The sequence below is a fragment of the Billgrantia desiderata genome (assembly GCF_900108215.1).
GTDB lineage: Bacteria > Pseudomonadota > Gammaproteobacteria > Pseudomonadales > Halomonadaceae > Halomonas > Halomonas desiderata.
The window spans coordinates 1-24842 of sequence record NZ_FNVC01000033.1; the positions used below are offsets into that span (position 1 = coordinate 1).

The 24842-nt window shown below is 62.5% G+C and carries 33 protein-coding genes; 25 read left to right on the plus strand and 8 right to left on the minus strand.

The window, feature by feature from the left end:
• Positions 1-626: 626 nt before the first annotated feature.
• Positions 627-1049, minus strand: coding sequence for a MarR family winged helix-turn-helix transcriptional regulator (locus C4S71_RS20610; protein ID WP_103970394.1), 423 nt, complete (start codon positions 1047-1049; stop codon positions 627-629).
• Between the two features lie 86 nt (positions 1050-1135).
• Between C4S71_RS20610 and C4S71_RS20615 the strand changes: the two genes are divergently transcribed.
• Complete coding sequence (locus C4S71_RS20615; protein ID WP_103970395.1) at positions 1136-1498, plus strand: VOC family protein; 363 nt, start codon at positions 1136-1138, stop codon at positions 1496-1498.
• 977 nt (positions 1499-2475) lie between these two features.
• Here C4S71_RS20615 and C4S71_RS20620 read toward each other — a convergent pair.
• The 3 genes from C4S71_RS20620 to C4S71_RS20630 all read right to left on the minus strand — a co-directional run bounded on the left by C4S71_RS20620 (position 2476) and on the right by C4S71_RS20630 (position 6230).
• A complete protein-coding gene (locus tag C4S71_RS20620) occupies positions 2476-3237 on the minus strand; it encodes a DNA adenine methylase (protein ID WP_103970396.1) in 762 nt (253 codons plus the stop codon).
• Positions 3238-3369: 132 nt separating this feature from the next.
• Positions 3370-4416, minus strand: coding sequence for a phage portal protein (locus C4S71_RS20625; RefSeq protein WP_103970397.1), 1047 nt, complete (start codon positions 4414-4416; stop codon positions 3370-3372).
• Positions 4413-6230, minus strand: a complete 1818-nt coding sequence (locus C4S71_RS20630; protein ID WP_479688561.1) for a terminase large subunit domain-containing protein — start codon at positions 6228-6230, stop codon at positions 4413-4415. The genes C4S71_RS20625 and C4S71_RS20630 overlap by 4 nt, the downstream gene beginning before the upstream one ends.
• Positions 6231-6352: 122 nt before the next feature.
• Here C4S71_RS20630 and C4S71_RS20635 point away from each other — a divergent pair, with 122 nt between their 5' ends.
• From C4S71_RS20635 to C4S71_RS20685, 12 genes are all read left to right on the plus strand, one after another.
• Positions 6353-7171 (plus strand): GPO family capsid scaffolding protein, encoded by an 819-nt coding sequence (locus C4S71_RS20635; RefSeq protein WP_103970398.1) that lies wholly within the window; start codon positions 6353-6355, stop codon positions 7169-7171.
• A 15-nt stretch (positions 7172-7186) separates the two neighbouring features.
• Positions 7187-8209 carry a phage major capsid protein, P2 family gene (locus tag C4S71_RS20640; RefSeq protein ID WP_103970399.1) on the plus strand — a complete coding sequence of 341 codons (1023 nt, stop codon included), beginning with the start codon at positions 7187-7189 and terminating at the stop codon, positions 8207-8209.
• Between the two features lie 9 nt (positions 8210-8218).
• Positions 8219-8899 (plus strand): phage terminase small subunit, encoded by a 681-nt coding sequence (gene gpM / locus C4S71_RS20645; protein ID WP_103970400.1) that lies wholly within the window; start codon positions 8219-8221, stop codon positions 8897-8899.
• A gap of 95 nt (positions 8900-8994) precedes the next feature.
• Entirely contained in the window at positions 8995-9465 is a 471-nt protein-coding gene (locus C4S71_RS20650; RefSeq protein WP_103970401.1) for a head completion/stabilization protein, read from the plus strand.
• Positions 9465-9677 carry a tail protein X gene (locus tag C4S71_RS20655; protein WP_103970402.1) on the plus strand — a complete coding sequence of 71 codons (213 nt, stop codon included), beginning with the start codon at positions 9465-9467 and terminating at the stop codon, positions 9675-9677. Before C4S71_RS20650 ends, C4S71_RS20655 begins: the two co-directional genes overlap by 1 nt.
• A gap of 4 nt (positions 9678-9681) precedes the next feature.
• Positions 9682-10068: a putative holin gene (locus C4S71_RS20660; protein WP_103970403.1), complete on the plus strand. Its 387-nt coding sequence runs from the start codon at positions 9682-9684 to the stop codon at positions 10066-10068.
• Positions 10065-10340 (plus strand): phage holin family protein, encoded by a 276-nt coding sequence (locus tag C4S71_RS22540; RefSeq protein WP_160113422.1) that lies wholly within the window; start codon positions 10065-10067, stop codon positions 10338-10340. Before C4S71_RS20660 ends, C4S71_RS22540 begins: the two co-directional genes overlap by 4 nt.
• Complete coding sequence (locus tag C4S71_RS20670) at positions 10340-10789, plus strand: D-Ala-D-Ala carboxypeptidase family metallohydrolase (RefSeq protein WP_103970404.1); 450 nt, start codon at positions 10340-10342, stop codon at positions 10787-10789. The genes C4S71_RS22540 and C4S71_RS20670 overlap by 1 nt, the downstream gene beginning before the upstream one ends.
• Entirely contained in the window at positions 10786-11157 is a 372-nt protein-coding gene (locus tag C4S71_RS20675; protein WP_103970405.1) for a hypothetical protein, read from the plus strand. The genes C4S71_RS20670 and C4S71_RS20675 overlap by 4 nt, the downstream gene beginning before the upstream one ends.
• A complete protein-coding gene (gene lysC, locus C4S71_RS23080) occupies positions 11057-11266 on the plus strand; it encodes an Rz1-like lysis system protein LysC (protein ID WP_479688562.1) in 210 nt (69 codons plus the stop codon). Before C4S71_RS20675 ends, lysC begins: the two co-directional genes overlap by 101 nt.
• Positions 11263-11751 carry a phage tail protein gene (locus C4S71_RS20680; RefSeq protein WP_103970406.1) on the plus strand — a complete coding sequence of 163 codons (489 nt, stop codon included), beginning with the start codon at positions 11263-11265 and terminating at the stop codon, positions 11749-11751. Before lysC ends, C4S71_RS20680 begins: the two co-directional genes overlap by 4 nt.
• Positions 11744-12208, plus strand: a complete 465-nt coding sequence (locus C4S71_RS20685) for a phage virion morphogenesis protein (protein ID WP_103970407.1) — start codon at positions 11744-11746, stop codon at positions 12206-12208. The genes C4S71_RS20680 and C4S71_RS20685 overlap by 8 nt, the downstream gene beginning before the upstream one ends.
• Before the next feature lie 61 nt (positions 12209-12269).
• Here the strand turns inward: C4S71_RS20685 and C4S71_RS20690 are convergent, their stop codons facing one another.
• Together C4S71_RS20690 and C4S71_RS20695 are read right to left on the minus strand one after the other, a co-directional pair.
• On the minus strand, positions 12270-12551 hold the full coding sequence (locus C4S71_RS20690) for an addiction module antidote protein (protein ID WP_103970408.1): 282 nt from the start codon (positions 12549-12551) through the stop codon (positions 12270-12272).
• On the minus strand, positions 12548-12850 hold the full coding sequence (locus tag C4S71_RS20695) for a type II toxin-antitoxin system RelE/ParE family toxin (protein WP_103970409.1): 303 nt from the start codon (positions 12848-12850) through the stop codon (positions 12548-12550). The genes C4S71_RS20690 and C4S71_RS20695 overlap by 4 nt, the downstream gene beginning before the upstream one ends.
• A gap of 115 nt (positions 12851-12965) precedes the next feature.
• Here C4S71_RS20695 and C4S71_RS20700 point away from each other — a divergent pair, with 115 nt between their 5' ends.
• The 7 genes from C4S71_RS20700 to C4S71_RS20730 are packed head-to-tail and all read left to right on the plus strand — an operon-like array spanning position 12966 to position 17738.
• Positions 12966-13481, plus strand: coding sequence for a phage baseplate assembly protein V (locus C4S71_RS20700; RefSeq protein ID WP_103970410.1), 516 nt, complete (start codon positions 12966-12968; stop codon positions 13479-13481).
• Between the two features lie 2 nt (positions 13482-13483).
• Positions 13484-13681, plus strand: coding sequence for a hypothetical protein (locus C4S71_RS20705; RefSeq protein ID WP_103970411.1), 198 nt, complete (start codon positions 13484-13486; stop codon positions 13679-13681).
• Between the two features lie 7 nt (positions 13682-13688).
• The gene (locus C4S71_RS20710) at positions 13689-14042 is read left to right on the plus strand and encodes a GPW/gp25 family protein (protein ID WP_235014735.1); all 354 of its coding nucleotides are present in this window, start codon (positions 13689-13691) and stop codon (positions 14040-14042) included.
• Positions 14039-15031 (plus strand): baseplate assembly protein, encoded by a 993-nt coding sequence (locus tag C4S71_RS20715; protein ID WP_103970413.1) that lies wholly within the window; start codon positions 14039-14041, stop codon positions 15029-15031. Before C4S71_RS20710 ends, C4S71_RS20715 begins: the two co-directional genes overlap by 4 nt.
• On the plus strand, positions 15024-15560 hold the full coding sequence (locus C4S71_RS20720; protein WP_103970414.1) for a phage tail protein I: 537 nt from the start codon (positions 15024-15026) through the stop codon (positions 15558-15560). The genes C4S71_RS20715 and C4S71_RS20720 overlap by 8 nt, the downstream gene beginning before the upstream one ends.
• A 1-nt stretch (position 15561) precedes the next feature.
• On the plus strand, positions 15562-17166 hold the full coding sequence (locus C4S71_RS20725) for a tail fiber protein (protein WP_103970415.1): 1605 nt from the start codon (positions 15562-15564) through the stop codon (positions 17164-17166).
• Positions 17166-17738 carry a DUF4376 domain-containing protein gene (locus tag C4S71_RS20730; protein WP_103970416.1) on the plus strand — a complete coding sequence of 191 codons (573 nt, stop codon included), beginning with the start codon at positions 17166-17168 and terminating at the stop codon, positions 17736-17738. The genes C4S71_RS20725 and C4S71_RS20730 overlap by 1 nt, the downstream gene beginning before the upstream one ends.
• Positions 17739-17765: 27 nt before the next feature.
• Here the strand turns inward: C4S71_RS20730 and C4S71_RS20735 are convergent, their stop codons facing one another.
• On the minus strand, positions 17766-18365 hold the full coding sequence (locus tag C4S71_RS20735; protein ID WP_103970417.1) for a hypothetical protein: 600 nt from the start codon (positions 18363-18365) through the stop codon (positions 17766-17768).
• Positions 18366-19099: 734 nt separating this feature from the next.
• A complete protein-coding gene (locus C4S71_RS20745; protein WP_146064635.1) occupies positions 19100-19891 on the minus strand; it encodes a hypothetical protein in 792 nt (263 codons plus the stop codon).
• A gap of 128 nt (positions 19892-20019) precedes the next feature.
• On the opposite strand from C4S71_RS20745, the gene C4S71_RS20750 reads away from it, so the two are divergent.
• The 5 genes from C4S71_RS20750 to C4S71_RS20770 are packed head-to-tail and all read left to right on the plus strand — an operon-like array spanning position 20020 to position 24830.
• Complete coding sequence (locus tag C4S71_RS20750) at positions 20020-21189, plus strand: phage tail sheath protein (RefSeq protein WP_103970420.1); 1170 nt, start codon at positions 20020-20022, stop codon at positions 21187-21189.
• A 34-nt stretch (positions 21190-21223) separates the two neighbouring features.
• Entirely contained in the window at positions 21224-21733 is a 510-nt protein-coding gene (locus C4S71_RS20755) for a phage major tail tube protein (RefSeq protein ID WP_103970421.1), read from the plus strand.
• A gap of 39 nt (positions 21734-21772) precedes the next feature.
• Entirely contained in the window at positions 21773-22069 is a 297-nt protein-coding gene (locus C4S71_RS20760) for a phage tail assembly protein (protein WP_103970422.1), read from the plus strand.
• 26 nt (positions 22070-22095) lie between these two features.
• A complete protein-coding gene (locus tag C4S71_RS20765; protein ID WP_103970423.1) occupies positions 22096-22215 on the plus strand; it encodes a GpE family phage tail protein in 120 nt (39 codons plus the stop codon).
• Between the two features lie 11 nt (positions 22216-22226).
• Positions 22227-24830: a phage tail tape measure protein gene (locus C4S71_RS20770; protein ID WP_103970424.1), complete on the plus strand. Its 2604-nt coding sequence runs from the start codon at positions 22227-22229 to the stop codon at positions 24828-24830.
• Positions 24831-24842: the final 12 nt, after the last annotated feature.

Below are 24842 nucleotides of genomic sequence, written 5' to 3' on the forward strand. Positions count from 1 at the left end.
GACGCCGGTAGCACTGTGGCAGACCATCAGACCTCCCAGGGTAAGACGCGCGACCTTCCTCCCATACACCCGCCGCATCTACTGCCGCCCCTTCCGGATAGCTATTGGGCTTCGAGTTTCTTGGCCCTCTCGCCCAGGTGGCGACAGCCTCGTATGCGATTTCTGTTCGTCGGGCCGGGAGTTTGCCTCCAACTTCCTTCAGATTCCGTCTCGCGACGGACACCCTTGCTGTTCGGCTAACGGTTCCCGCTATCAGGGTCCGTAGGGGACTTTCACCCCCAAGTCATTCCGAGGCACCACCCTCGGAAACAGCGCCCGTCGGGCGCTGCGCGCCATGCCTGGCGCACCAAGAAAGCCCGGCCTCTCGGCCGGGCTGAATCTACGCTTCCCTACTTCCACCTCGAGCGTCCTGTGCCCAAGCATCCCTGGAGGTGAGTCTTCCTGACTCGGTCGTCCCTGCTGAGCCTTCCTGGCCCACGAGTGCAGTCTGACAGTCAAGCAGCCCTCTGTATTTAACCTGAGATAAGAGGGCTCGTAGGAGATGACGGACAGAGGATGTAATAGATGCGCCACAACAGAGGGTGGCTGCGCTCCAACCCATCTCACTGACTTCCAGGCATGCTGCTCTATCGGAGGGCACTTGCCAGCCGCTTTAGCATAGTTGCAACAACCTCATGACCGAGCGGCGCTGCGGCATCGACAAGGCGCTTTTCGACATCGGCAACGATTGCCGAGGCTGCCACCAGGGCCTGAGCGCCCGCAGTCGTCAACTCGGTCTTCTGAACGCGTCCGTGCTCCGGATGCGGAGTACGTTTGATGAAGCCCGACTTCTCGAGCGTGACGAGGATCGCCTGCATTGTCTGCGGCGTGACGAAGGCTTGACGCGCCAGCGCGGCGTTTGAAGCTCCTGGCTCGACCTTCAAGTAGGCAAGCACCGCATATTGCGGCGTGGTCAGACCGATCTGACGCAATTCAGCATCCATACGCGTCCGAAGCGCCTGTTGGGCCTGCTTCAGCGCGAAGCCGATCGTTGCATAGGGGTCGTCCATCAGCAAACTCGTGTTGACATATCAGGGCCCTTATATGATATAAGCACCCTGATACTATCAAATTCGGCAATACAAGGAAACCCGTCATGCCGCATCTCATCGGACCCGATTTCATTGGCATTCAAGTCAAAGACATTGAAGCCGCGCGCACCTTCTACGCCGACGTCGTCGGGCTCCCCCCCGCGCCCGTGAGCCCGCCGGGAGCCGTCGTGTTCGACACCAAGCCGGTGCCGTTTGCCGTCCGTACGCCTGTCATCGACCTGGTGGCGACCGATAAGCTGGGCTGGGGCATTGCCATCTGGTTCGGCTGTGATGACGCTGATGCACTGCACGACCATCTCATTGGTCAAGGCGTCGACGTCGAATTTGCTCCGAAGGACGGGCCGTTCGGCCGTTATTTCGCGTTCCGCGATCCGTTCGGCTACTCCATCACGGCCACACAGTCGTGAAGTCCTGATTCAGCGACCGAGGAAACGACAAATCACAATCAGCCCGCTTAGTTGACTGATCAGGATAAGGACCGCAACGGCACAGGAATGTGCCACGATGACAAGCCCCGCGCCAGTCAGGGCGCGATTGGCCGGATGATAGGTGGGATGACGGATAACGCAAAAAACCAGCCGCAAGCGACTGGTTTCTCGGAATCTGTGGCGGAGAGGGAGGGATTCGAACCCATCCTCAGCGGCTGATATCAGCCTAACGTGCTGATTTTTCGTTGTACAGCCCTAGTCTCCTGCCTGAGAACATTCCCAAGCTGTTCCCATAAACAGGCAGAACACGTGCGTGACGCGCGCATGCATGGGCGCGTATTTGGCCTACCGCTAAAATTGGTGGGGGGTCTGGAAAAGGGTAAGAAAGGTAATGAACTCCACGAACCTGGCGCAAGCAATTGAATCGGAAAGGAAATATGCCATCCCAAAAAGGTAATGAAAAGGTAATGATGAGGTAATGACATTACCCCTGCCTTGGGTGATTTCGGACTATGAAGAAACCACTATTTTTCAGTCACTTAGAAATCCATTACCTTTTTCATTACCTTTTCTAACCCCTGAGAGGTAATGACAGACTCTTTTTTAAACAGTGACTTAAAGACGACTTCCACCGACCTAACCGTTATTACCTTTTTCCGAACACCCCCCACCTTCCTGAGAGCCACTCTCATCTCTTCGTGCTTTTCGAAGTCCTGGCAGGTCGTTCAATTTCGCATGATTCCGCAAGACTTCAGGACCAGCTGCAACCGCCAGAGCGCCCAGGATCCGTGCGGCTTCCGCTCCGCTGCATGGGTGCCCAAAAAGCAACAGGTTTAGCGCGCAGGCGGGGCGGGGAGTCGACGGCGCGCCAGGGGGCGTGCTCCGCCTGTCTGGCTGATCGGATTGGCATGAGAAAGCCGCCCGGTTGGGCGGCTGTTGGGAGAGGTAGGCGCTGGTCAGCGGTTGGTGATGATCAGCTCCCCCCGCTGGTCGGTTGCTTCCCGGCCGACGGTGTAGCGGATGCTGGTGGTGTGGATCGTCAGGCCCTCGAAGGCCTCTCGCATCTCCGGCACGTCGTTTACGCTGATGACGACTTGCCCTTTGGCCTCGCGCGTCAGGCTGGCCATGAGGTGATACTGCTCGAGCCCGAAGTCGTTGCCGTACCCAGCGGTGCCCCAGTAGGGCGGATCGAGGTAGAAAAGCGTACCCGGCCGGTCGTAGCGCCGCATGCACTCGGCCCAGTCCAGGTGCTCCACCACGGTGCGGGCCAGGCGCAGGTGCGCCATGCTGAGATCCTCCTCGATCCGCATCAGGTTCAGGCGCGGTGGGCTGGTAGCTGAAGTGCCGAAGGTCTGACCTGAAACCTTGCCACCGAAAGCCAGCTTCTGCAGGTAGAAGAACCGGGCCGCGCGTTGGATGTCGGTCAGGTGGCGAGGATCGATCTGACGTTGGGTGAGGTACTCCTCACGGCTCACCAGCCCCCAGCGGAACTGCCGCACAAGCTCGTCGGGGTGATGCTTGACCACGCGGTACAGGTTGACTAGTTCACCGTGCACGTCGTTGATCACTTCGACCTGGCTAGGGGACTTCATGAAGAACACCGCGGCGCCACCGCAGAAGGGCTCGACGTAGGCGGTGTGCTCCTGGAACAGCGGGATGATCTGCTTGGCCAGGCGTCGCTTGCCTCCCATCCATGGGAGAATCGGTTTCGATTGCATCCTTGATACCTGTTCATTTATCCAGTTTTTGGTTATCCTCTCGTTGTCGGTCAGGGAGTAGGAAGCTCCACAGGATCAGGGACGATTCATGAGCGACAGGCGCTTGCAGCTTCGGCTGCGAGCGCTTTCTTTTCAGGTCGGTTCGAGCGAGTACGGCCGGAACCGCACCACTTCCTCCCCCAGGCGATCGTTGATCTCGGTGAAGATGGCCTGCACCGGCTCGAGCTCGTTGGTCACGAACACCCGCGCCGCCTTCTCCACGTCGCCGAAGCCACCGGTATTGTTGGGAATGATGCCCATGAGCTGCGGCGGCGTGCGGTGGCCGGCGAGCTGGTCATCGCGCGTCAGGTTCTTGATCGCGGCGAATTCATCCTTGGCGGCGACTTCCGAGATGGGAATGATCTGGATGCCGTCCTTCTTGCCGTTCGGCGAGTAGAGGAACAGGTTGCGGAAGTTGCCGACGCCCTTGCTCTCCTTCAGAGCGGTGCGCATGGCATCGATGTCTTCCTGGTTCTGCGCCGCGTCCGAGACGTACATGATGAAGCCGGCGTGAGAGCCGTTGAGGTAGTACTTGCGGCGGAACAGCGTGGCATTCTCGTTGAGATAGATCGACTGCAGCGCGCCCAGGTAGTCCGGCACGCCGTAGACCTCCTGGTTGAGATCCGGCTCGAGCAGGTGGATCACACTGCCGGCGGCGAACTCGCTGCGATCCGACCAGTTGGGCACCCAGAAGTAACGCTCCAGGTCAGCGCCACGACGCACGTACTTGGCCCGGGCCGGACGCAGCTCGAGCAGCTTGCCCAGGCGACCCCAGATCCGTTCGAGGTAGCAATTGCCGAAGACCAGGTAGTCGGTTACCAGCGCGCTGAAGGCCTGCCGGCTGAGCAGCCGATGCGGGATGAATGAACGCACCAGGATGTTGCGCTTCACCTGGATCGCCGATCCGTGGTGCGCCGTGGCGCGATAGGTCTGCGCCAATGCGGGGAAGTCCACCGGCGGCTCATACCACTCGGTGCCCATCATCCAGCAGCCGGTGTAGAAGAAATCATAGCCATCGATGACCGGTACCGGATCGCCGAAGCTGAAAGCCTCCACTCGGGCCGGTGCCGCTGCAGCCGGCTCCTCGATACGATAGGCCGGCACGCGCACCCGGGGCTTCTCGACAAGCGTTTCGCTCATCCGTACATCTCCATCATTGATCGCCCGGTACCGAGGGAAACCGGCCCGTCCAGCGGTTCGTTGTGCAGGGCGTGCATCGTGGCCCACGCCAGATCGGCGTGCCCCGTTTGGCTGTTGCGCCCTGCGGTGTAGGTCAGGTGGCGGCCCGAGGCGGTGAGCTCGCGCCGGATCGCCATGAAGGATTGAGCGAGATCCGCCCAGCCGGCATCGAACTCCAGTCGCCCCTTGTTGATGATCTGCTGCGCCTGCATCACCAGGCGCGCCTTGACCTCGGGCGTGTAGCGGTACCGCGTGACGGTGGGGAAAAACTTAGCGACCAGTTGGGCCACGGCCTCGCCCAGCCCCGAGGTGTCGATGCCGATGAAGGTGACGTTGTAGCGGCGCGTCACGCCGCGGATGAACTCCGCCTGTGCCTCGTAGTCACGCCCCTTGATGCGGTGCCGTTCGAGTACGCGATGCTTGCCCTCGGCCGTGCGTGGCGGAGCGATGACGACGAGCCCCGCCCCATCGCCTTCCTCACCATCGCCGGCCGGGTCATAGCCGACCCAGACCGGAAACTCCCCATAGGGCCGCGGTGCGAACGGCTTGATGTCCCGCCATACGTCCCAGCTGTCGACCATGCACTTCTGCATCATGGCCAGCGGGAAGGCGCTCTGGGTGTCGTCCACGAACTCGCACATCAAGAGGTTCGCGAACTCGTCGTCGGAGTACTCCAGCCGCAGCTGGTCGATATCGAACAGGTCGCATCCGCCAGCGATCGCATCCTCGATCGTCACGATCTGGCGCCACTGGCCATCCGGACCGCGCGCCCCGCCCTTCAGCGCGACGTGACTGACGTCGATCGTCACGCGCTCGGACTTCTTGCGCCGCTTGTTGAAGCGGTCACCGGTCCAGAACGGATAGGCTTCGTGGGCCACGCTCGAGGGCGTCGAGAAGTAGGTTTGCTTCCAGCGCTTGTGCATGGCCATGCCGCTGGTCACCTTCCGGAACTGCTCGAAGCCATGAATCCAGAAGTATTCGTCCAAGTACGTGTCGCCGTGATAGCCCTGAGCCGTCTTGGCATTCGTGCCGAGGAAGTGGAGCTCTGCACCGTTGGCCAGGATGATCGGATCACCCTTCAGCTCGACGCCGGTGATCTCCTTCACGAACTGCACGATGTAGTGCCTGAAGATATGCGCCTGGGCCTTTGAGGCGCTCATGAAAATCTTGTTCTTGCCGGTCTCCATTGCGTCGGCAATCGCTTCCCTGGCGAAGTACCAAGTGGCCCCGATCTGGCGGCTCTTGAGCAGGTTGCGGATCCGCTCATGCTGGCCGGCCCGGTACCAGGCGCGCTGGTAGTCGAACAGCGAGGCCTCGAAGGCCTCGACGATCTGGATCACTCCCTCGTCGCCCACATCGTTGCGCGCCGGCTTGCGCTTCTCGCCGGCATTGCGCCGCTCGATGTTGGGGTTGAGATCGGTCTCCTTGCCCGTGCGCTCGTACTTGTGGACCCGGGCCAGGCGCTCGATCTGACGACCGAGCAAATCCAGCTCCTTGAAGTCCTTCCCTTCCTTCCGCTCCTTCCAGATCAGCTGGACCATGCGCGCCTCGAGCGCACCTTCCACCCGCTGGCTCGGCGAGGCCTCGTCCCAGCCATCGCGCTTCTTCCAGCTGTCGATGGTGGCCCGAGGAATGTCCAGGTGCTCGGCGATACGCGCGATCCGCCAGCCCATCCAGTAGAGGTGCCGAGCGGAGAGGCGCGAAGCGTCGAGATTGTCCAGGTCGGGGGCGGCTGTCGTCATGCCGCCCAGCGTACCCGCGCGCGCGAAGCCCATATCGGCGGGCCTGGTGTAAGTCCCACCTCTCACACCCGTCGCGCGTTGAGCCTCGCCCCCCGGGCGCGGAACCTGACGGCACTAGCGCACCGCACCCAGACAACTCCCGCCGAGGACCCCTCATGCCCTGGCATCGCATCGCAACCGAAGGCGCCACCACGGATGGCCGCACCATCAGCGCCGAGTGGCTCACGCAGATGGCCAACAACTTCAATCCGGCGAAATACGGCTGCCGGATCAATCTGGAACACATCAAGGGCGTGTTGCCAGACAGCCCCTTCAAGGCCTACGGCGATGTCACCGCGCTGAAAGCGGAGAAAGACGACGACGGCAAGTTGGCCCTGTTCGCCGAGATCGACCCCACCGACGAACTCAAGGCCATGGTTCAGAAGCGCCAGAAGGTTTACACGTCGATGGAGATCGACCCCGACTTCGCCGACAGCGGCGAAGCCTACCTGGTAGGCCTGGCCGTCACCGATACTCCCGCCTCGCTCGGCACCTCGATGCTCAAGTTCAGCGCCGAGCAGGGCCAAAACTCCCCGCTGGCCGCTCGCAAGCAGCGCCCTGACAACCTGTTCTCCGCCGCCATCGAGACCACGCTCGACTTCACCGAAGAGCAGCCGGAAGAGACCGGTGCCAGCCTGCTCGACACCGTGAAGGCGCTGTTCAGCAAACACAGCGGCAAGCACAAGCATGAGCTCGCGGCCTTCCAGGCCGACCTGCAGCAGACCCTTGCGCTCTTCGTCGAGAAGCACACTGCGCTCGAAGGCGAGCTGGCGAAACGCCCCACCGGCGATGCCTTCAGCACCCTGCAGGCCGCTCACGACGAGCTGAAACAGCGCTTCGACGAGCTGTTCACCCGACTCGACAACGAACCCGCCCCCCAGCACCACCGCTCCCGCGCCACCGGCACCGACGGCGGCATGGTCACCGACTGCTAAGGAACCGACCCGCTCATGCGCAACGACACTCGCGTACTGTTCAACCAATTCACCGCCCAGGTGGCCAAGCTCAATGGCGTGCCGGATGCCACCCAGAAGTTCGCCGTGGATCCGACCATCCAGCAGCGTCTGGAGAAGCGTATCCAGGAATCGAGCGACTTCCTCTCGCGGATCAACATCATCGGCGTCGACGAGCTGAAAGGCGAGAAGCTCGGCCTCGGCATCTCCGGACCGATCGCCGGGCGTACCGACGTCAGCCAGAAGGACCGCGAGACTCGCGATCTGACCACCCTCGACCCGCACGGCTACGAGTGCCGCTTCACCGAGTTCGACACCCATCTCGGCTACAACAAGATCGACGCCTGGGCCAAGTTCCCCAACTTCCAGGCCTTGATCCGCGACGCCATCGTGCGTCAGCAGGCACTGGACCGCATGGCGATCGGCTTCAACGGCACCACCGCCGCGGTCCAGACCAACCGTGCTACCAACCCCATGCTTCAGGACGTGAACATCGGCTGGCTGCAACAGTACCGCCTGCACGCCGAGGCTCGTGTTATGAAGGCGGGCAACGTCGCCGGCAAGGTGCGCGTGGGCAAGGGCGGCGACTATCTCAACCTCGACGCCCTGGTTTACGACGCGGTGCACAGCCTGATCGAGCCTTGGTATCGCCGCGTGCCGGGCCTGGTCGTGCTGGTCGGTCGCAACCTCATGTCCGACAAGTACTTCCCGCTGATCAACACCGAGCAGCCGCCCAGCGAGCAGATGGCCGCCGACGTGGTCATCAGCCAGCGGCGCATCGGCGGTCAGCAGGGCATGGACGTGCCCTTCTTCCCCGAAAACGCCCTCATGGTCACCACGCTGGATAACCTCTCGATCTACTGGCAGAACGGAGCCCGTCGCCGCCACGTCAGCGAGAACCCCAAGCGCAACCGCATCGAGAACTACGAGAGCTCGAACGACGCCTACGTGGTCGAGGACTTCGGTGCTGGCTGCCTGGTGGAGAACATCGAGCTCGGCGACTTCACCAGCGGGGAGTAAGGAAGCGCCATGACCAGCCCAGCCCGCCGACACTTTCAGCGCGTCACCGCGGCCCTCGCCGCGGCTGACGCCGGCGAACAGCCCATGCAGGGCGACGCCTTTGAACTGATGCAGGCCGCCCTGTTCGAGGACTACCGCCGCCTCAAGGCGACTCAGTCCATGGAACGCAAGGCCGAAATCAAGCGCGAGATCCTGCCTCAGTACGCCGACTACGTCGCCGGCGTGCTCGAGCGCGGTCAGGGCGCCCAGGACGACGTGCTGATGCGCGTCATGCTTTGGCGCATCGACGCCGGCGACCTGGCCGGCGCCGTCGAGATCGCCCGCTACGCCCTCGCCCATGGCCTCAACCCGCCCGACCAGTTCGAGCGTGGCACGGCGGCCGTCATCGCCGAGGAAGTCGCCGACCAGGCACTCAAGCAGCTCGAGGCCGAAAGCAGCGATGCCACTATCCTGCTCCACCTGCTCAGCGAAGTGGAAACCCTCTCCGCCAGCGCGGACATGCACGACCAGATCCGCGCCAAGCTCCACAAATCGCTGGGCTATGCCGCTCGCGACGCCGGCCAGCTCGAACTGGCCCAGCAGCACCTCACGCGAGCGATCGAACTGAACGAGCGCGTGGGCGTGAAGCGCGACCTCGAGCAGATCGCCCGAGAGATCAAGAAGACCACCACCGAACAGCCCAGCGGCTGACCGAGTCGACCGCCGACGCCAAGGGGGCGCGGCCGGCGCCGAAGGTTCCACCTCGAGGTGCAAGCCGCCCACCCCCTTCTTAACCAGGAGTGCCGATGAACAGCTTCGTTTCCACCGGTACCGCCAGCAGTCAGGATTCCGAGGCCATTGCCAACAACGGCTTCTGGCCCGATATCGTGCCGGCGGACTTTCGCGCCCGACACCGCCTGGACGGCACCGTCACCGCCGATCGGCTGGAAGGCGCCCTGCTCGCCGCCGTTGCCACGGTCAACCGCACCCTGCGCGACTGGCAGGCGAGTCAGGTCGCGGCCAGCCACGCCACGGTAGCCGAGGTACCGGTGCCGATCTGGCAGGCGCCTGGCGTCTACCTTGGCCTCTACCAGCGCGCCGTCTACTCCATGGCCCACGCCAGCCTGATCGAGCGCTACGCCGACTTCGATGCCACCAACAGCGGCCGGGACCGCGCCGAGCGTCTGGTGGACCCTGCCGAGAGCTATCGCCGCGACGCCGTCTGGGCCATCGCCGAGATCGAAGGCCGGCCACACAGCACCGTCGAGTTGATCTAATGCCGCGCACTGTCCACGCCCACCAGCACGACACGGTCGATGCCCTCTGCTACCGCCACTTCGGCCGCACCCAGGGCATCACGGAGCAAGTACTCGAGCTCAACCCCGGCTTGGCCACGCTCGGCCCCGTGCTACCCCAAGGCACCGCGGTGCGCCTACCCGACCTCACACCGACTCCCCAGCGCCCGCCTGCCGTGCAGCTGTGGGACTGAACACATGACGCGCCACCCGCGCCAAAACGCCGAGGACCTCATGGCCGAACCCAGCACCGCCACCTTCACCGGCATCGTCACACTCGGCGCCACCCTCTTCGGGCTGATTCCCGGCGTCGACGCCAACGCCATCGTCGGCGCCCTTTGCGGTGCGGCGCTATTCGTCGTCAGCGCCAAGGGCCTCACCCTGCTCGAGCGGCTGATCTATCTGGTCATCTCGTTTCTGATCGGCTATCTCGGCGGCCCCTCACAGCTGAGCCACCTCTTCGAGCACACCGCCGTCTCGGCCTTCATTGCCGCCGCCATTTCCGTTACCGCCGGGCTCCGGATCATCGACGCGGTCAAGCACTTCGACTTGAAAGCCTGGCTAGGTCCTGGAGGGAAACAGTGAACGTATTCATCGAGATCGCGATTCTCGCCGCCATCGTCAGCCTGCTGCGCATCCTCACCTTCCAGCGTCGAGGCAGCCGCTTCCGCCGAGGCGTCTCGTTCCTCGCCTGGCTGCTGGCCTGCGCCCACGTGGTGCTGATCTTCAAGCTCCCGGCCCTGGCAATTCCCGAGCCGGCCGCCATCGTCCTGGCCCTCGCCCTGGTCATCGTCGCCGCACTGCTGCTGCGCGCACGCGGCAACGTCGCTCACCTCCTACCGATCCGGAGACCCTGATGCAGCTCACACCCCATTTCCAGCTTTCCGAGTTCACCCGCTCGAGCACCGCCCAGCGCCTCGGCGACGCCAACCAACCCGACGCCCAGGAGTTGGCCAACCTCAAGCGCCTGGCCGAATGCCTCGAGCAGGTGCGCGCCCATCTGGGCGGACACCCGATCATCATCACCTCGGGCTTTCGTAACGAACGGGTCAACCGTACCGTAGGCGGCGTACCCAACAGCGCCCACCGCCTGGGACTCGCCGCCGACTTCACCGTGCCTCGCTTTGGAAGCGTGCTGGCCACCTGCCAGGCCATCGCCGATGCGCCCGGACTCTGCTTCGACCAGCTCATCAACGAGTACGACCGCTGGATTCATCTGGGTCTGCGTCAGGCAGGCGATCGTCGCCAGCTGCTCACCATCGACAACCGCGGCACCCGTCTCGGGCTCGACAGGGCCAGGGCATGAGCCGCTTCAAGCTGCCCATCGCTGCCCTGCTGCTGGCCAGCGCTCTGCTCGCCGGCTGGCAGGCCCGGGGCTGGCACGAGGACAGCCGCCGCCTCACCGCCGAGCGGGCCGCTCAACAGGCCATCGACGCCGCGCTCTCCCGAGAGTCGCGCATTGCCCAAGCCGTCGAGGCGCGCCTGGCTGAGCTCGAGGCGAACGAACGCATCATCGACCGAGGGATCATTCGTGAAGTGCAGAAACCGATTTACCAGCGCGTTTGTCTTGGCGATGACGCTATCCGCCTGCTCAACGACGCCGCCGCCGGGCGCCGACCCGATCCAGCAGTCCCTGCTGCGCCCTTGTCCCGTCACGCTCCCGCCCCTGACTGACGGTACCGGGCAAGACGTCGCCCTCACCATGGCAAGCTGGGCCAGCCAGTACCACGGCTGCGCCACGCGGCATAACGGACTCGTCGAACTGCTCGAGGCACGCCAATGAAGAAACTGCACCGGCTCCGCGAACACCTCGTGGCGGCTGTGCCCGGGCTCGACCGGGATCCCGACCGCCTGCTCACCTTCGTCGAGGAAGGCAGCATCGAGTTTCGCCGCGGCCGCGACCTCACCCACGAATACCGCTTCGTCGCTCAACTGGTGCTGACCGACTTCACCGGCGATCTCGATACCGTCATGCTGCCGCTCCTGCAGTGGCTCGCCGAGTACCAGCCGGATCTCGACCCCGGCGAGGCCCTCACCTTCGAAGCCGAGATCCTGGCCAACCGCGCCGTGGATCTTGGCATGCGCATTCCTCTCACGGAGCGCGTCATCGCCCGCGTCGACTGCGATACGGGAATGATCCAGGCCGAGCATTCCCTGCCCCACTTCCCCAGCCATACCTGCATGGCTACGAACTGGCAGCTACTTGTCCGGGAAAACACCGACCAGGAGTGGAGCCTGGCGGCCGAATGGGACGCCCCCCGTGGCTGACGACCTGCAGCAGCTCGCTGACTGGGCCGCGCCGCTGCTGGCCAAACTCGAAGCCCGAGAGCGGCGCGCCCTGGCCCGCACCATCGCCCAGGACCTGCGCCGCAGCCAACGCGCCCGCATCCGCGCCCAGCGCAACCCAGATGGCACACCCTTCGCTCCCCGCCAGCCGCAGCGGCTGCGCGGCCGGCAGGGTGCCATCCGCCGGCGTGCCATGTTCGCCAAGCTCTCCACCGCCAAGTGGCTCAAGGCCACCACCCAGGGCGATACCGCAGTGCTCGGCTTCTTCGGCAGCGTCGCGCGCATCGCCCGTACCCACCAACTTGGCCTACGTGATCGCGTCAGTCGGAACGGCCCCACCGTCGAGTACCCGCAGCGCGAACTGTTCGGTTTCACCGCGCAGGATCGCACGCGCATCCGCGACCTGCTGATCGATCACCTGACCCGCCCTAGCCAGTGAGTGCAATGAAAAACGCCCTGGCGCAATGTGCCAGGGCGTTGACCGTGATGGGATCTTTGGCTCAGGACGCCTCGGCGTGGAGCTTGAACCCGAGGGCGTTCATGACCTTCATGATCGTGGCAAAGCTGGGGTTGCCATCGGCGGAGAGCGCCTTGTACAGGCCCTCGCGGGTCAGCCCTGTGTCGCGAGCCAACTGAGCCATGCCTCGCGCCCGGGCGATGTCGCCCAGGGCGGCGGCCACCAGCGCAGGATCGTTCTCCTCAAGGCAGGCCTCCAGGTACAGGGCCATCTCCTCTTCGGATCCCAGATGGTCGACGACATCCCATTTCTGTAGTGTGCTCATGGAACCTCCTTCATCTCGCGGGCAAGCTGCTTCGCGATCTCGATATCCTTGGCCTGGCTGCCCTTGTCGCCGCCGGCCAGGAGAATCACCAGCTCGAATCCTCGCTGCACGAAATACACCCGGTAACCGGGGCCGTAGTGAATGCGCAGCTCCGACACCCCCTCGCCCACCGGCTCGCAATCACCGAAATTGCCGAGTTCGACTCGGCGTATCCTGGCCAGGATCTTGGCCTTCGCTCGCGGATCTCGCAGCTTGGCGAACCAGGCGGCATAGGTTTCCGTTTGGCTGATACTCTTCATGACCGCAAGTGTGAACCACAGTTCACACCAAGGCAAGCAATTCCATCAGTGTCGAAACCGCCAACCACACCCCCCACCGCTTCGCCCACCCAGCTTGCCGCCGCACGATAGCGGCATGAACCCCATCGAACTCCTGCGCCTGCTGCACAACCTGATCCGCCTCGGCACCGTCCACGAGGTGGATCACGCTCGTGCCCGCGTACGCGTCGTCTCGGGCGAACTCATCACCGACTGGCTGCCCTGGCTCTCACCTCGCGCCGGCACCACCCGCGACTGGAGCCCGCCCACGGTCGGCGAACAGGTCCTGGTGCTCTCGCCTGGCGGCGATCCTGCCGCCGGCGTAGTGCTCACCGGCGTCTTTAGCGATGACTACCCGGCCCCCACCGACGACGGCAATTTGATCGGTCGCTGGCTGCCCGACGGCACACGCCTGGAGTACGACCATGCCGCCCACAAGCTCACGATCGAGTGCGTCGGCGACATCCAGGTGAAGGCCAGCGGCACCGTGAACCTCGAGGCCGCCAAGATCCACCACAACGGCGGCAAGGGCATCGTCACCCAGGACCACATCTGCCACCTCACCGGCCTGCCCCACGGCGACGGCTCCTCCACGGTCACTGCAGGGAAGTAGCCATGGCACTCGACAAAGCCGGCCTCAAGGAACGTATCGCCAGCGAGCTCGTGAACCTCGGCGCCTCCCGCCAGGGCGACCACAGTTGGGTAGATCGGCTGGCTCAGGCCATCGCCAACGGCGTGATCGATGAGATTCAGGCCAACGCCGAAGTGCAGGTCACGAGCGGCAGCTCGTCGGGAACCTACAAGGTGGAATGACATGGGCATGAGCGCAGCGACCGGCCGCCAGCTCGAAGGTATCGAACATATCCAACAATCCGTGCGCGACATCCTCACCACGCCGCTCGGCAGCCGGGTGATGCGGCGCGATTACGGCTCGCTGCTGCCCGAGCTCATCGACCAGCCCCTCAACGGCGCCACTGCGCTGCGCGCCTACTCGGCAACTGTCGTCGCCCTGATGAAGTGGGAGCCTCGCATCCGCGTGCGCCAGATCACCCGGCTGGCCCCAGCCGACCAGCCCGGCTCACTCATTCTCGACATGACCGCCCAGCGCACCGACACCGGTGAAGCCATTGACCTCAGCGTGCCCCTACGCCAAGGCCTGGGAGGTAACGCATGAGCCGTGCTATCGACCTTTCACAGCTGCCCACACCGCGAGTCGTCGAACCGCTCGACTACGAAGAAATCCTCGCCGAGCAGCTCGAGGATCTGGCCGAACGCTATCCCTACATCAACGTGCCGGCCGAATCCGACCCGGCCTTTAAGGTGCTCCAGGTCTGCGCCTTCCGGGAGATGCTCGTTCGTCAGCGGGTCAACGAGGCCGCTCGCGCCGTCATGCTCTCCTACGCAGAGCGTGAGGATCTCGACAACCTCGGTGCCCTGTTCAACGTCACCCGGCTGCAAACCGACCCCGGCGATCCGATCAGTATCCCTCCGGTACCGCCCAGCTACGAAAGCGACAACGAATTCCGCCGCCGGATCCTGCTCTCGCTTGAGGGCCTCAGCACGGCAGGTCCCGAGGGCGCCTATATCTACCACGCCCTCAGTGCCGATGGCAGCGTGCTCGACGCCAGTGCTACCAGTCCCAAGCCTGACGACATAAAGGGGCTCGTCATGGCAGTGCTGGCAAACCACAACGCCAGTGACGCCCTCATCGATGCGATGAACGAAGCATTGAATAACGCGAAATGGCCGGGAGAAGTCGACCTCACTGTGCTCTCCCGCGAGGGAGACGGTACCGCACCGGTCGAACTGCTCGAAGCGGTCGATGCAGCCGTTAGCGCCGAGCACGTACGCCCCCTCACCGACTACGTCACGGTGCAGAGTGCCGAAATCCTGCTCTACACCATCGAGGCAACGCTTTATTTCTACCCAGGCCCGGACAGCCAGGTCGTACTCGCCGAAGCCCTAGCTATGGCCCAAGCCTATGCCGATGCCCAGCATCGCCTCGGCCTCGACATCACCCTATCGGGGCTCTATGCCGCCCTGCACCGCCCCGGCGTGCAGCGAGTCGAACTGATCAGCCCCGCCGCCACCATCGAGGTTAGCCGGCAACAGGCCGCATTCTGTACCTCCATCACCCTGACCGACGGTGGCGTACATGAGTGATCGCAGCCTGCTACCGCCCAACGCCACCCGCTACGAGCGCGCCCTGGCCGACACAGCCGCTCGTGTCTCCGATGTCGCCACGCCACTGCGCGACCTCTGGAATCCCGACACCTGCCCCGCCGAGCTACTGCCCTGGCTCGCATGGTCGCTCGGCGTCGCTGCCTGGAAGCCTTACTGGTCCGAAGCCATCAAGCGACAGCGCATCAAGCAAGCCGTCGAGATCCACCGCCGCCGCGGCACCGTGCAATCGGTGCGCCGCGTCGTCGAATCGTTCGGCGCTGGGGTAGCCATTCGCGAGTGGTGGCAAAGCGAACCGCGCGGCATACCGCACACCTTCGAGCTGATCCTCACCGTTCGCGACAGCAACAACGCCGCCGAACTGCAGCAAGACATCATTCAGGAGGTGAATCGCGTCAAGCCGGTGCGCAGCCATTTCACGCTTATCGCTGGAGTCGCTGCCGAGGGTGGCATCGGCATCTACGGCGCCGCCCGTCCAGCCATCTACCGCCGCATCCAGACCGAGGAATGACATGGCTCTGAAAATCACCATCACCGATGCCGGCCGCGCCGAGATCGTCAACGCCCAGAACACCGGCACGGCTCCAGTCAAAATCACCCATGTCGCCCTCGAAGCCGCCGGCTACACTCCTGATCCAGGGCAGACCGCGCTGCAAAACGAGATCAAGCGAGTCTCCAGCATCGCTGGCGAGGTGGTCGCAGACGACACCATCAGCGTCACCGCCAAGGATGAAGGCAGCGACGCCTACACTGTCCGCGGATTCGGCCTGATCACCGAGCACGGCACCCTGTTTGCCGTCTACTCGCAAGCCGACCCCATCATTGAAAAAGCCAGTCCCTCGACACTGCTGCTCACCATCGATGTCGTGTTCGCCGATATCGATGCCACCAGCCTCACTTTCGGCGATGTCACCTTCAGCAACCCACCGGCCAGCACCACCGTAGCCGGCGTGGTGCGGCTCAGCAGTGCAGTCAACAGTACCGCGCAGAACCTCGCGGCGACACCCAACGCCGTAAAACAGGCCAACGACAACGCCAACAGCCGGCTAGCCAAGAGTGCCAACCTCTCCGACCTCGGCAACGCCGGCACGGCACGCAATAACCTCGGTCTCGGCACCGCCGCACAGCAGGACGACGCCCGCTACGCCCATCGAAGCAACAACCTCGCCGATCTGACGGCGCCGGCCATCGCGCGCAGCAACCTCGGCCTCGGCACGGCCGCCACAGCCAATACCGGTACAGGTTCGAGCAACGTGCCTACCACCAGCCAGGCGGATGGCCGCTACGCTCAGCGCGGGCAAAATCTCGCCGATATCGGTAATGTCAGTATTGCACGTAGCAACTTAGGACTTGGCAGCGCAGCTACCCAGCCAGACACACGCTACACCCATCGGGCGAATAACCTCTCGGATCTCGGCAGTGCTGCTACGGCACGAAGCAACCTCGGCCTGGGCAGTGCCGCTACTCAGCCGGACACGCGCTATACCCATCGCGCGAATAACCTTTCGGATCTTGGCAGTGCTGCTAATGCCCGTAGTAACCTCGGCCTGGGCACGGCGGCTACCATGGGAACCACGGCCAGTCGCACTTCGAACAGCACCACGACTCTTCTGCAAGCTGCCGGAATGAACAATCACCGCACCAGCGGTGATCATGATGGGCGTTATGTTCAGCGTGGGAACAACTTATCTGATCTCAATAACGCGGCGGCCGCTCGAACTAACCTTGGCCTAGGCGCAGCGGCAACTATGGGTACCACTGCCAGTCGTACCTCGGGCAGCACCTCCTTGCTGTTACAAGCAGCTGCCATGAACAACCACATCGGTGGAGGTGACCACAACAGTGAATATATCCAACTAGGCTCGACTTTCCAGGTGAGGTCTGCTTTGTCCGGAGCGGGGCATGGAGAGGTAGGAACTTTTGCTTTTTGCCGAACAGACCCTCCCGTCAATAAAATCCCTGGCGATACTGCTGCAGGTAGCAACCTGATTTACACATCTGCAAGTGGCGGCCTATCAGGCTTCAACAATAGACCTTCAGGGACGTGGCGATGCATGGGCCGTACCCATGATGCCAACTTTGAGACAGCAACGACATTATGGCTAAGAATATCCTGATGAAAATTAGAAACCCTAGATATAACGTGCACGGGACCATAGACTGCGAATTGGAGCATCCTGATTTCGGATGGCTACCCTTCACGGCTGACCCCGAGGATACTGAAGAGCAAGGGAGAACAATATTCGAGCGCATTTTAACTTCGGGTATCGAAATTTCCCCTGCCCCTTCAATCCCGCTGGATCAGCTCACTGCCCGCAAACGCACCGAGATCGACCAGGCCCGTGACCAAGCCTTCGCGGCAGGGCTGGAGTACGAGATCGCCGGTGAACCCGACGTGATCCAGACGCGCCCCCAGGACCAGATCAATCTATTGGGGCTCTCCGCGAAAGCCCAGCGCCTGATCGCAACCGGCCACCCGGATGCCGTCTTCACCTTCCGCGGGCTGAGCAACATCAACCACGAGCTGACCGCGGTAGAAATGGATGAGCTTGCCCTCGCTGCACTGGCCCACATCGAGAGCATTTACCAGCGCAGCTGGGACCGGAAGGACGCCATCGACGCGATCCTGGCCGATGATGGTCTCGAAGAGGGTACAAAACGATCTTCTATCGAGGCTATGGGGTGGTGAACAAGTAAGCGCGTGGATTTCACGCGCTTATTCTTGCCTCAACCCCTGACCAGAGCCTCCTTCCATCCAGGCTTCTTGCCAATCTTCAATCACTGGAACAATACTTTCAAACTCCTGCAATCTAGTATTTAAATTAATTGTGGCAGCATTCATTTCAACAAGCCTGCTCTCGTACTGGTTAGATGTACGAGCAAGGCTCGTCATAAGAGCTTGATTCTCCTCCATAACAGAATCGATTTGGCTATTGAATTCAGCCGTTTTTAGCTGAAATTTTTCAACTTCACGATCCATAAACTCTCGTGAGTTTTGTATTTGGCCGTGCAAATCAATTATGACCCTATGAATATCTTTCGCCTCATAATAGAGAAACATAATAAATCCTAGCAGTATCAAAGCAAACACACCTGCAGCTGCAGTGAGTATATTTTTCTTAGTTTTCTCCATTGCACTTATTGCTTCTTTCATAGACTGATCCGCATTAGACCGAAACTCTTGCAGCATGCTTAATACTTTTTCATTATGTCTTTCATTCATTTCTATCAGTCGCGACCTCGCGTCACTAGCTATTCCCTCTACGTCTGATTTCGCACTTTCAATAACCTGCTGCATCTGCTCATCATAATTCATTTTTATTTCCTTTGTTGTTCGACCCCATTAAGTATTTTAGCTCAAACTTCTATTTTTTTAAAAAACAAATAGCAAGTCAGACAGCGTAAGCCTTAGCTTACAGGCCATGCCGTCATCGGCTGACAGATAACTCGCCTCGCTACGAGTAAACTTTTGTATCTCTCAAACCACAGGGATACGGGCATGAGGCAGGAGACTCTTGAGGTGTATGGCGTCGACGTTGAGCTGACGCTGCTACGCGATAGCAGAAGCCAGTACTGGCTTGTCATGGCCCGCTGGAGCCTTACCCAGGGAAAGCAGACCACTCACACCATGCCACCCTGCGATCCCGACCTGACAGAGCAGCAGGCCTGGAACGAAGCGCGCAATTGGGCGGAGCGACAACTCTCCAAAGACCTGCTGGGCTCACGCGGTCTATGTCCCAAGTGGGCGCTCTCAACCGCTAGCTAGCCAGAGGAGCCAGGGACATGGCATCCCCAACCATCTACTATCAGTATTCCACTCTTGGTTCCCATATTCTGAGCTGCAGCTGCGGCAATATAGAAATGTCACGCCATCAACGGTGGACAGCGTTTCAGGCGCCGGATCGAGGGAGCCATCGGGTCGTAGCATGCAAGGCCTGTGGCTGGACCGATGTCGTGAAGTTTGATCGTAGAATGCGCCGTACAGCGGCGACGCAGGTGGAGTAGGCAGTGGACCTAAGAGGTCCTACTGCCCCAACTAACAAAGTCAGTCTATTCTTTGTAAGTAGACATTCGTACTTTAAAACCAGACGACTGAATTTTAAACCCTATTCCCTCCCAGATTTTTTCAATCGACCCATCCAGAGCCCAGAGCTCCGGCACATCAAATACTCTTGAGAGCTTATAACCTTCCTCATCTCCAACCTTAGCTCTACAGAAAGCAATTGTAACAGTAACAAGAAAATCGTACTCATCCAGCATTGAGAAAAAATAATCTCTCAACTCCTCAGCATCCAAGATACAATCCCGCATAAAGCAAACAAGACGATAGTTACCTGAGTGCGCATGCAACGACAGCATTGAAAGTATCCAGCCTGGCTCAAGCCCAGCCACTCTATCCGCTAGCTGCTTATCCGTCAGCAAATCTTTCCATGTCGTATCCATGGGCAACTCAGTAAAGAATTCGCCAACCAATCCTGACTTCTTAAGGTGTTCGTAAACGTTCCCTTCTAGCGCTCGCTTTCGCTCTTCTAACAGTTTTGGAAAAATTTTTTCTGCTCGACTATAAGCCTCAACCTTCCTCTGATGCTCATCATAGCTCTTAAGCTGCTTCTCTTGCTGCTCTAGCATTTTATCTTGCTGATTTATTGTAAAGATAAGCGCATCTAACGTAGCTATCAGCGCCGCAACCCCAACCGTGCCAGCTAAATAGTTTCCAAAGTGGGCCCAGTCCTGTAGGTCATCTGACGGCAAACCACGAAACCTTAGAAAAAAAAGAAAAAGGGCTACACTTGCCAATACGATAAAGCTGATCATAAGCCTGTAAAGAGAATTTCTTTTCACTTTCCCCCCCTGTTAGATTTGGTGTACATCACTCTTCCCACACCCGGCGCAGCTTCGCCTACCTCGCCCGCCCCCGCACGATACCTGCGTACACCCGCTGACCCTCTCAGCCCACGCAGGAGCCCCAAATGGCCGATTACCACCACGGCGTGCGCGTCATCGAGATCAACGAAGGCACCCGACCGATCCGCACCCCCAGCACGGCGGTGATCGGCCTGGTGGCCACCGCTGAGGATGCCGACCCCGCCACCTTCCCTCTCGATACGCCGGTGCTGGTGACCGACGTCTATGCCGCCATCGGCGAGGCCGGTACCAGCGGCACGCTGAAGCGCTCGCTCGATGCCATCGCCGACCAGGCCAAGCCGCTGATCGTCGTGGTGCGCGTGGCCGAAGGCGCCGATGCCGCCGAAACCAAGGCCAAACTCATCGGCACTGTTACCGCCAGCGGCCAGAAGACCGGCATCAAGGCACTGCTTGCCGCCCACCAGCGCTTCGGCATCAAGCCCAGGATCCTGGGCGTGCCGGAGCTCGACGATGTCGACGTGGCCGCTGAGCTGATCGCCACCGCCCGGCAGCTGCGCGCCTTCGCCTATGTATCGGCACACGGCTGCGAAACTGTTGAAGAGGCGATGATGTATCGCGAGAACTTCGGCCAGCGCGAAGTCATGGTGCTGTGGCCGGAGTTCACCGGCTTCGATACCGACGCCGGCGAAACCGTCACCCTCTCCGCCGTGGCTCGGGCACTCGGCCTGCGCGCCTACCTGGACCAAACCGTCGGCTGGCACAAGACGATCTCGAACGTCCCGGTGCAGGGCGTCACCGGTATCTCCCGCGACGTGTTCTGGGATCTTCAGGATCCGGCCACCGACGCCGGAGTGCTCAACGCGGCAGACGTCACCACGCTGATCAACCAGGGCGGCTATCGCTTCTGGGGCTCGCGCACCTGCGATACCGACGGCCTGTTCCCGTTCGAGAACTACACCAGGACCGCGCAAGTCGTGGCGGACACCATGGCCGAGGCTCACCTCTGGGCCGTGGACAAGCCCATGCACCCCTCCCTCGCGCGGGACATCATCGAGGGCATCAATGCCAAGTTTCGCGAGTGGAAGGCGCTGGGCTACATCATCGACGGCAACGCCTGGTTCAACGAACAAGCCAACTCCGAAACCACCCTCAAGGACGGCAAGTTGTACATCGACTACGACTACACGCCCGTGCCGCCCTTGGAAAACCTCATGTTCCAGCAGCGAATCACCGATCAGTACCTGGTGGATTTCGCCGCGCGCATCGCCGCCTGACAGTCGGCACCGAGAACCCCAAGGAGCCTGATCGATGGCACTGCCCAAGAAACTCAAGGACCTGAACCTGTTTGGCAATGGCGATAACTGGCAGGGTCTGGTCGACACCCTCACCCTGCCCGAACTCGCCCGCAAGATGGAAGAGTGGCGCGGCGGCGGCATGGATGCCCCGGTCGATATCGACCTGGGCGGCGAGAAGCTCACCTTCGAGTGGACCGTCGGCGGCCTGGTCCCGGCCATCTTCGACAACTTCGGCACCAACCGCCTGGATGCCGATCTGCTGCGCTTCGAAGGCTTCTATGAGCGCGACGACGTCGGCCAGACCTCCGCCGTCACCGTCGTCGTGCGCGGCCGCCACCAGCGCATTGCCATGGGCGAAGCCAAGGCCGGCGAGAACACCGCCCACCAGGTCACCACCACCTGCAGCTACTACAAGCTCGTGATCGACGGCACCACCGTCATCGAGATCGACGTGCCCGGCCTGGTGTTCAAGGTCAACGGCCAGGATCGCTACGCCGAGCGCCGCCGCGCGCTGGGCCTGTAACCCCTCTCTCCTTTCCACCGCGACACAGGAACGCCAAGCATGCCCAAGAACGCCACCACCGAAGAGATCGTACTCGACACCCCCATCCAGCGCGGCGAACAGAAGATCGAGAAGCTCTTCCTGCGCAAGCCCAACGCCGGCGAGCTGCGCGGCCTGGCCCTCTCCGACGTGCTGCAGATGCAGGTCGACGCCCTGGTCAAACTCACCCCGCGCCTCTCGAGCCCGGCGCTGACCGAACCCGAGATGCGCAATCTCGACCCCGCCGACCTGGTGCAGATCGGGGGCGCCATCGCCGGTTTTTTGCTGACGAAGCGGGCCAAGGGCGAGAGCAACTGAGCCTGCCCGAACACGTCGAAGAAGCTATGGCGGATCTCGCCATTACCTTCCACTGGACGCCGGCCGACTGCGCCGGCTTCACCCTCGCCGAACTCATGCAATGGCGCGAGCGCGCCCGTCGCCGCACCCAGCGCGACGCTGACTGAAGGAGTCACCGGTGGCCAAGCCGCTCAGAATGCAGGTTCTCCTGGGGGCGATCGACCAGGCCACCGGCCCGCTACGCAAGATCACCCAGGGCAGCGACCAGACCGCTCGCGCACTGCGAGCCAGCCGCGACGAGCTGCGTACCCTGGAGCGCACCCAGCGCGACATGCGCGGCTTCACCGCCCTCAAGCGATCCAGTGAGCAGACCGCCACCGCCCTGCAGGCGCAGCAGCGCCAGGTTCGTGAGCTCACCCAGCAGATCCGACAGGCCGACGGCCCCACTCGCCAGCTGACACGCCAGCGCGACGCGGCGATCCGCAAGGCACGCGAACTCAAGCAGCAGTACGAAGGCGAGCAGCGCGAGCTGCAACGGCTGCGTGGCAGCATTCGTGACGTCAGCGGTGTGACAGGCACCTTGGGTACTCAACAGCGCGAGCTGGCCCAGCGAGTGCGCAGCGCCAACCAGCAGCTCGAGCAGCACCAGAACCGCCTGCGCCGTGTCGCCGAGCAACAGCGTCGCGCCGCCCAGGCCAGTCAGTCCTACAGCCAATCCATGGGCCGCGTGAATCGCATGGCCGGCGTCGGTGCCGCCGGCGTGGGCAGCGGCCTGGCCAAAGGCTACGCCGCCTCGCGCCTGCTCACTCCCGGCGTCTCCTGGGCCGAGCAGATGAGTACGCTCCAGGCGGTAGGCCGCTTCTCGGCGGACGACGAGCGCTATCAGGCCCTGCGCGCGCAGTCGAGGGAGCTCGGCGGCTCCACGGCCTTCTCGGCCACGGAAGTCGGCGCCGGCCAGGAATTCCTGCTGCGCGCCGGCATGAGCGCGGAAGCCATCCAGGCATCAATGCGCGACGTGCTGGATCTCGCCCTGGCCAACAACACCGAGCTCGGCCGCGCCGCCGACATCGCATCGAACATCGCCGGCGCGTTCAAGATCGACCTCGAGCAGGAAGGCTCGATGAGCCGGGTCGCCGACATTCTCTCGGGCGCTGCCAGCCGGGCGAACGTGAACCTGGAGATGCTCGGGGAAACGATGAAGTACCTCGGTGGCGCCGAGGATCTCAACCTCACGATGGAACAGGCGGCCGCCATGGCCGGCCTGCTCGGCAACATCGGCATCCAGGGCAGCCAAGCCGGCACCACGATGCGGGCGATGATGAACCGCCTCACCGCGCCCACCTCCACCGCCGCCGGCCTGATGGAGAGCTACGGCATCCAGGTCGCCGACGTGAACGGCAACATGCGCGACATGCCGGACATCCTGCGCGATATCAACGCTGCCACGGCCGAGCTGGGCAACGTGGAGCGCAAGGAAGTGCTGCAGCGGATCTTCGGCGCCGAGGCCGGCAGCGGCATGGCCGAGCTGGTCAACTCCATGGCCGCCGGCGAGCTCGATCAACTGATTGCCGCCCTGGGCGATAGCTACGGCGAGAACGCCGAGATGGCCCGGGTAATGGCCGACAACATCGGCGGCGACCTGAAGAACATGCGCTCGGCGTGGGAAGAAGTGGGCATCAGCGTCACAGATACCAACAACGGCCCGCTGCGCGAGCTCGTGCAAACCGTGACGCGAATCCTGCGCGGCGTGGGCGACTGGATCAAAGCGAATCCGGAGCTGGCCGGCACCATCGCCAAACTCGCCGCCGGGCTCATCGCCCTGGTCACCATCGGCGGCGCCATCACCCTCTCGCTGGCCTCGATCCTCGGGCCGCTGGTCATGCTGCGCTACGGCTTCGCCCTGCTCGCCATCAACGGCGGCGGGCTGATCGGCACTCTCGTGCGGCTGGCCGGTACCGCCATCCCGGCCGTACTCGCCGCGGTGAAAGGCATGGCCGTATTCCTCGCCACCAACCCCATCGGCCTGGCCGTCGCAGCGATCGCCGCCGCCGTGTTCCTCATCATCAAATACTGGGAACCGATCAGCGGCTTCTTCCGCAACCTGTGGAACGGCGTAACGGAGCTGTTCGGCAACGCCTGGCAGGCCATCCAGGAAGCCTTCGCGGGTGGTATCGCCGGCGTCTCGCGACTGCTACTCGACTGGTCGCCCATGGGCATTCTCTGGCGCGGCATCACCACAGGCCTGCAGAGCATGGGCGTGGAGATCCCGGAGCGCTTCTCCACCCTGGGCAACGCCATGATTGACGGTTTGATGGCCGGTATCGATGCCAAGTGGCAGGCGCTCAAGGACAAGGTCGGCAGCCTCACCGACGGCGTCACCGGCTGGTTCCGCGACGCCCTGGGCATCAACTCCCCCAGCCGCGTGTTCGCCGAGTACGGCGGCTTCACGGTGGACGGCTTCAACGTCGGGCTAGACCGTCAGCGCGACGAGCCTGCCAAGCGGGTGCGGGACATCGCCCGGCGCGTAGCCACCGCCGGCGCCGGCATCGCCATCGGTACCGCCGGCCTGCCCGCCGTGGCGGATATTCCCATCGACAGGCGGCCGGCCCTCAGTGCCCCGGCGCCTGCCGCGCCGGCGGCAGGCGACACCATCACGATTCACGTTTATGGCGCCCCAGGCATGGACGAACGCACCCTCGCCCAGGAAGTCGCCCGCCAGCTCGAGCAGCGCGAACGACAGCGCGCCGCCCGTCAGCGCTCCTCACTGCGCGACATTGATTGACCAGGAGAACCC

Bases quoted from the DNA above. Each gene is read 5' to 3' on its own strand.
- C4S71_RS20610 (WP_103970394.1), bottom strand. From the start codon at position 1,049: ATGGACGACCCCTATGCAACGATCGGCTTCGCGCTGAAGCAGGCCCAA.
- C4S71_RS20615 (WP_103970395.1), top strand. From the start codon at position 1,136: ATGCCGCATCTCATCGGACCCGATTTCATTGGCATTCAAGTCAAAGAC.
- C4S71_RS20620 (WP_103970396.1), bottom strand. From the start codon at position 3,237: ATGCAATCGAAACCGATTCTCCCATGGATGGGAGGCAAGCGACGCCTG.
- C4S71_RS20625 (WP_103970397.1), bottom strand. From the start codon at position 4,416: ATGAGCGAAACGCTTGTCGAGAAGCCCCGGGTGCGCGTGCCGGCCTAT.
- C4S71_RS20630 (WP_479688561.1), bottom strand. From the start codon at position 6,230: ATGGGCTTCGCGCGCGCGGGTACGCTGGGCGGCATGACGACAGCCGCC.
- C4S71_RS20635 (WP_103970398.1), top strand. From the start codon at position 6,353: ATGCCCTGGCATCGCATCGCAACCGAAGGCGCCACCACGGATGGCCGC.
- C4S71_RS20640 (WP_103970399.1), top strand. From the start codon at position 7,187: ATGCGCAACGACACTCGCGTACTGTTCAACCAATTCACCGCCCAGGTG.
- gpM (WP_103970400.1), top strand. From the start codon at position 8,219: ATGACCAGCCCAGCCCGCCGACACTTTCAGCGCGTCACCGCGGCCCTC.
- C4S71_RS20650 (WP_103970401.1), top strand. From the start codon at position 8,995: ATGAACAGCTTCGTTTCCACCGGTACCGCCAGCAGTCAGGATTCCGAG.
- C4S71_RS20655 (WP_103970402.1), top strand. From the start codon at position 9,465: ATGCCGCGCACTGTCCACGCCCACCAGCACGACACGGTCGATGCCCTC.
- C4S71_RS20660 (WP_103970403.1), top strand. From the start codon at position 9,682: ATGACGCGCCACCCGCGCCAAAACGCCGAGGACCTCATGGCCGAACCC.
- C4S71_RS20670 (WP_103970404.1), top strand. From the start codon at position 10,340: ATGCAGCTCACACCCCATTTCCAGCTTTCCGAGTTCACCCGCTCGAGC.
- C4S71_RS20675 (WP_103970405.1), top strand. From the start codon at position 10,786: ATGAGCCGCTTCAAGCTGCCCATCGCTGCCCTGCTGCTGGCCAGCGCT.
- lysC (WP_479688562.1), top strand. From the start codon at position 11,057: ATGACGCTATCCGCCTGCTCAACGACGCCGCCGCCGGGCGCCGACCCG.
- C4S71_RS20680 (WP_103970406.1), top strand. From the start codon at position 11,263: ATGAAGAAACTGCACCGGCTCCGCGAACACCTCGTGGCGGCTGTGCCC.
- C4S71_RS20690 (WP_103970408.1), bottom strand. From the start codon at position 12,551: ATGAGCACACTACAGAAATGGGATGTCGTCGACCATCTGGGATCCGAA.
- C4S71_RS20695 (WP_103970409.1), bottom strand. From the start codon at position 12,850: ATGAAGAGTATCAGCCAAACGGAAACCTATGCCGCCTGGTTCGCCAAG.
- C4S71_RS20700 (WP_103970410.1), top strand. From the start codon at position 12,966: ATGAACCCCATCGAACTCCTGCGCCTGCTGCACAACCTGATCCGCCTC.
- C4S71_RS20705 (WP_103970411.1), top strand. From the start codon at position 13,484: ATGGCACTCGACAAAGCCGGCCTCAAGGAACGTATCGCCAGCGAGCTC.
- C4S71_RS20710 (WP_235014735.1), top strand. From the start codon at position 13,689: ATGAGCGCAGCGACCGGCCGCCAGCTCGAAGGTATCGAACATATCCAA.
- C4S71_RS20715 (WP_103970413.1), top strand. From the start codon at position 14,039: ATGAGCCGTGCTATCGACCTTTCACAGCTGCCCACACCGCGAGTCGTC.
- C4S71_RS20720 (WP_103970414.1), top strand. From the start codon at position 15,024: ATGAGTGATCGCAGCCTGCTACCGCCCAACGCCACCCGCTACGAGCGC.
- C4S71_RS20725 (WP_103970415.1), top strand. From the start codon at position 15,562: ATGGCTCTGAAAATCACCATCACCGATGCCGGCCGCGCCGAGATCGTC.
- C4S71_RS20730 (WP_103970416.1), top strand. From the start codon at position 17,166: ATGAAAATTAGAAACCCTAGATATAACGTGCACGGGACCATAGACTGC.
- C4S71_RS20735 (WP_103970417.1), bottom strand. From the start codon at position 18,365: ATGAATTATGATGAGCAGATGCAGCAGGTTATTGAAAGTGCGAAATCA.
- C4S71_RS20750 (WP_103970420.1), top strand. From the start codon at position 20,020: ATGGCCGATTACCACCACGGCGTGCGCGTCATCGAGATCAACGAAGGC.
- C4S71_RS20755 (WP_103970421.1), top strand. From the start codon at position 21,224: ATGGCACTGCCCAAGAAACTCAAGGACCTGAACCTGTTTGGCAATGGC.
- C4S71_RS20760 (WP_103970422.1), top strand. From the start codon at position 21,773: ATGCCCAAGAACGCCACCACCGAAGAGATCGTACTCGACACCCCCATC.
- C4S71_RS20765 (WP_103970423.1), top strand. From the start codon at position 22,096: ATGGCGGATCTCGCCATTACCTTCCACTGGACGCCGGCCGACTGCGCC.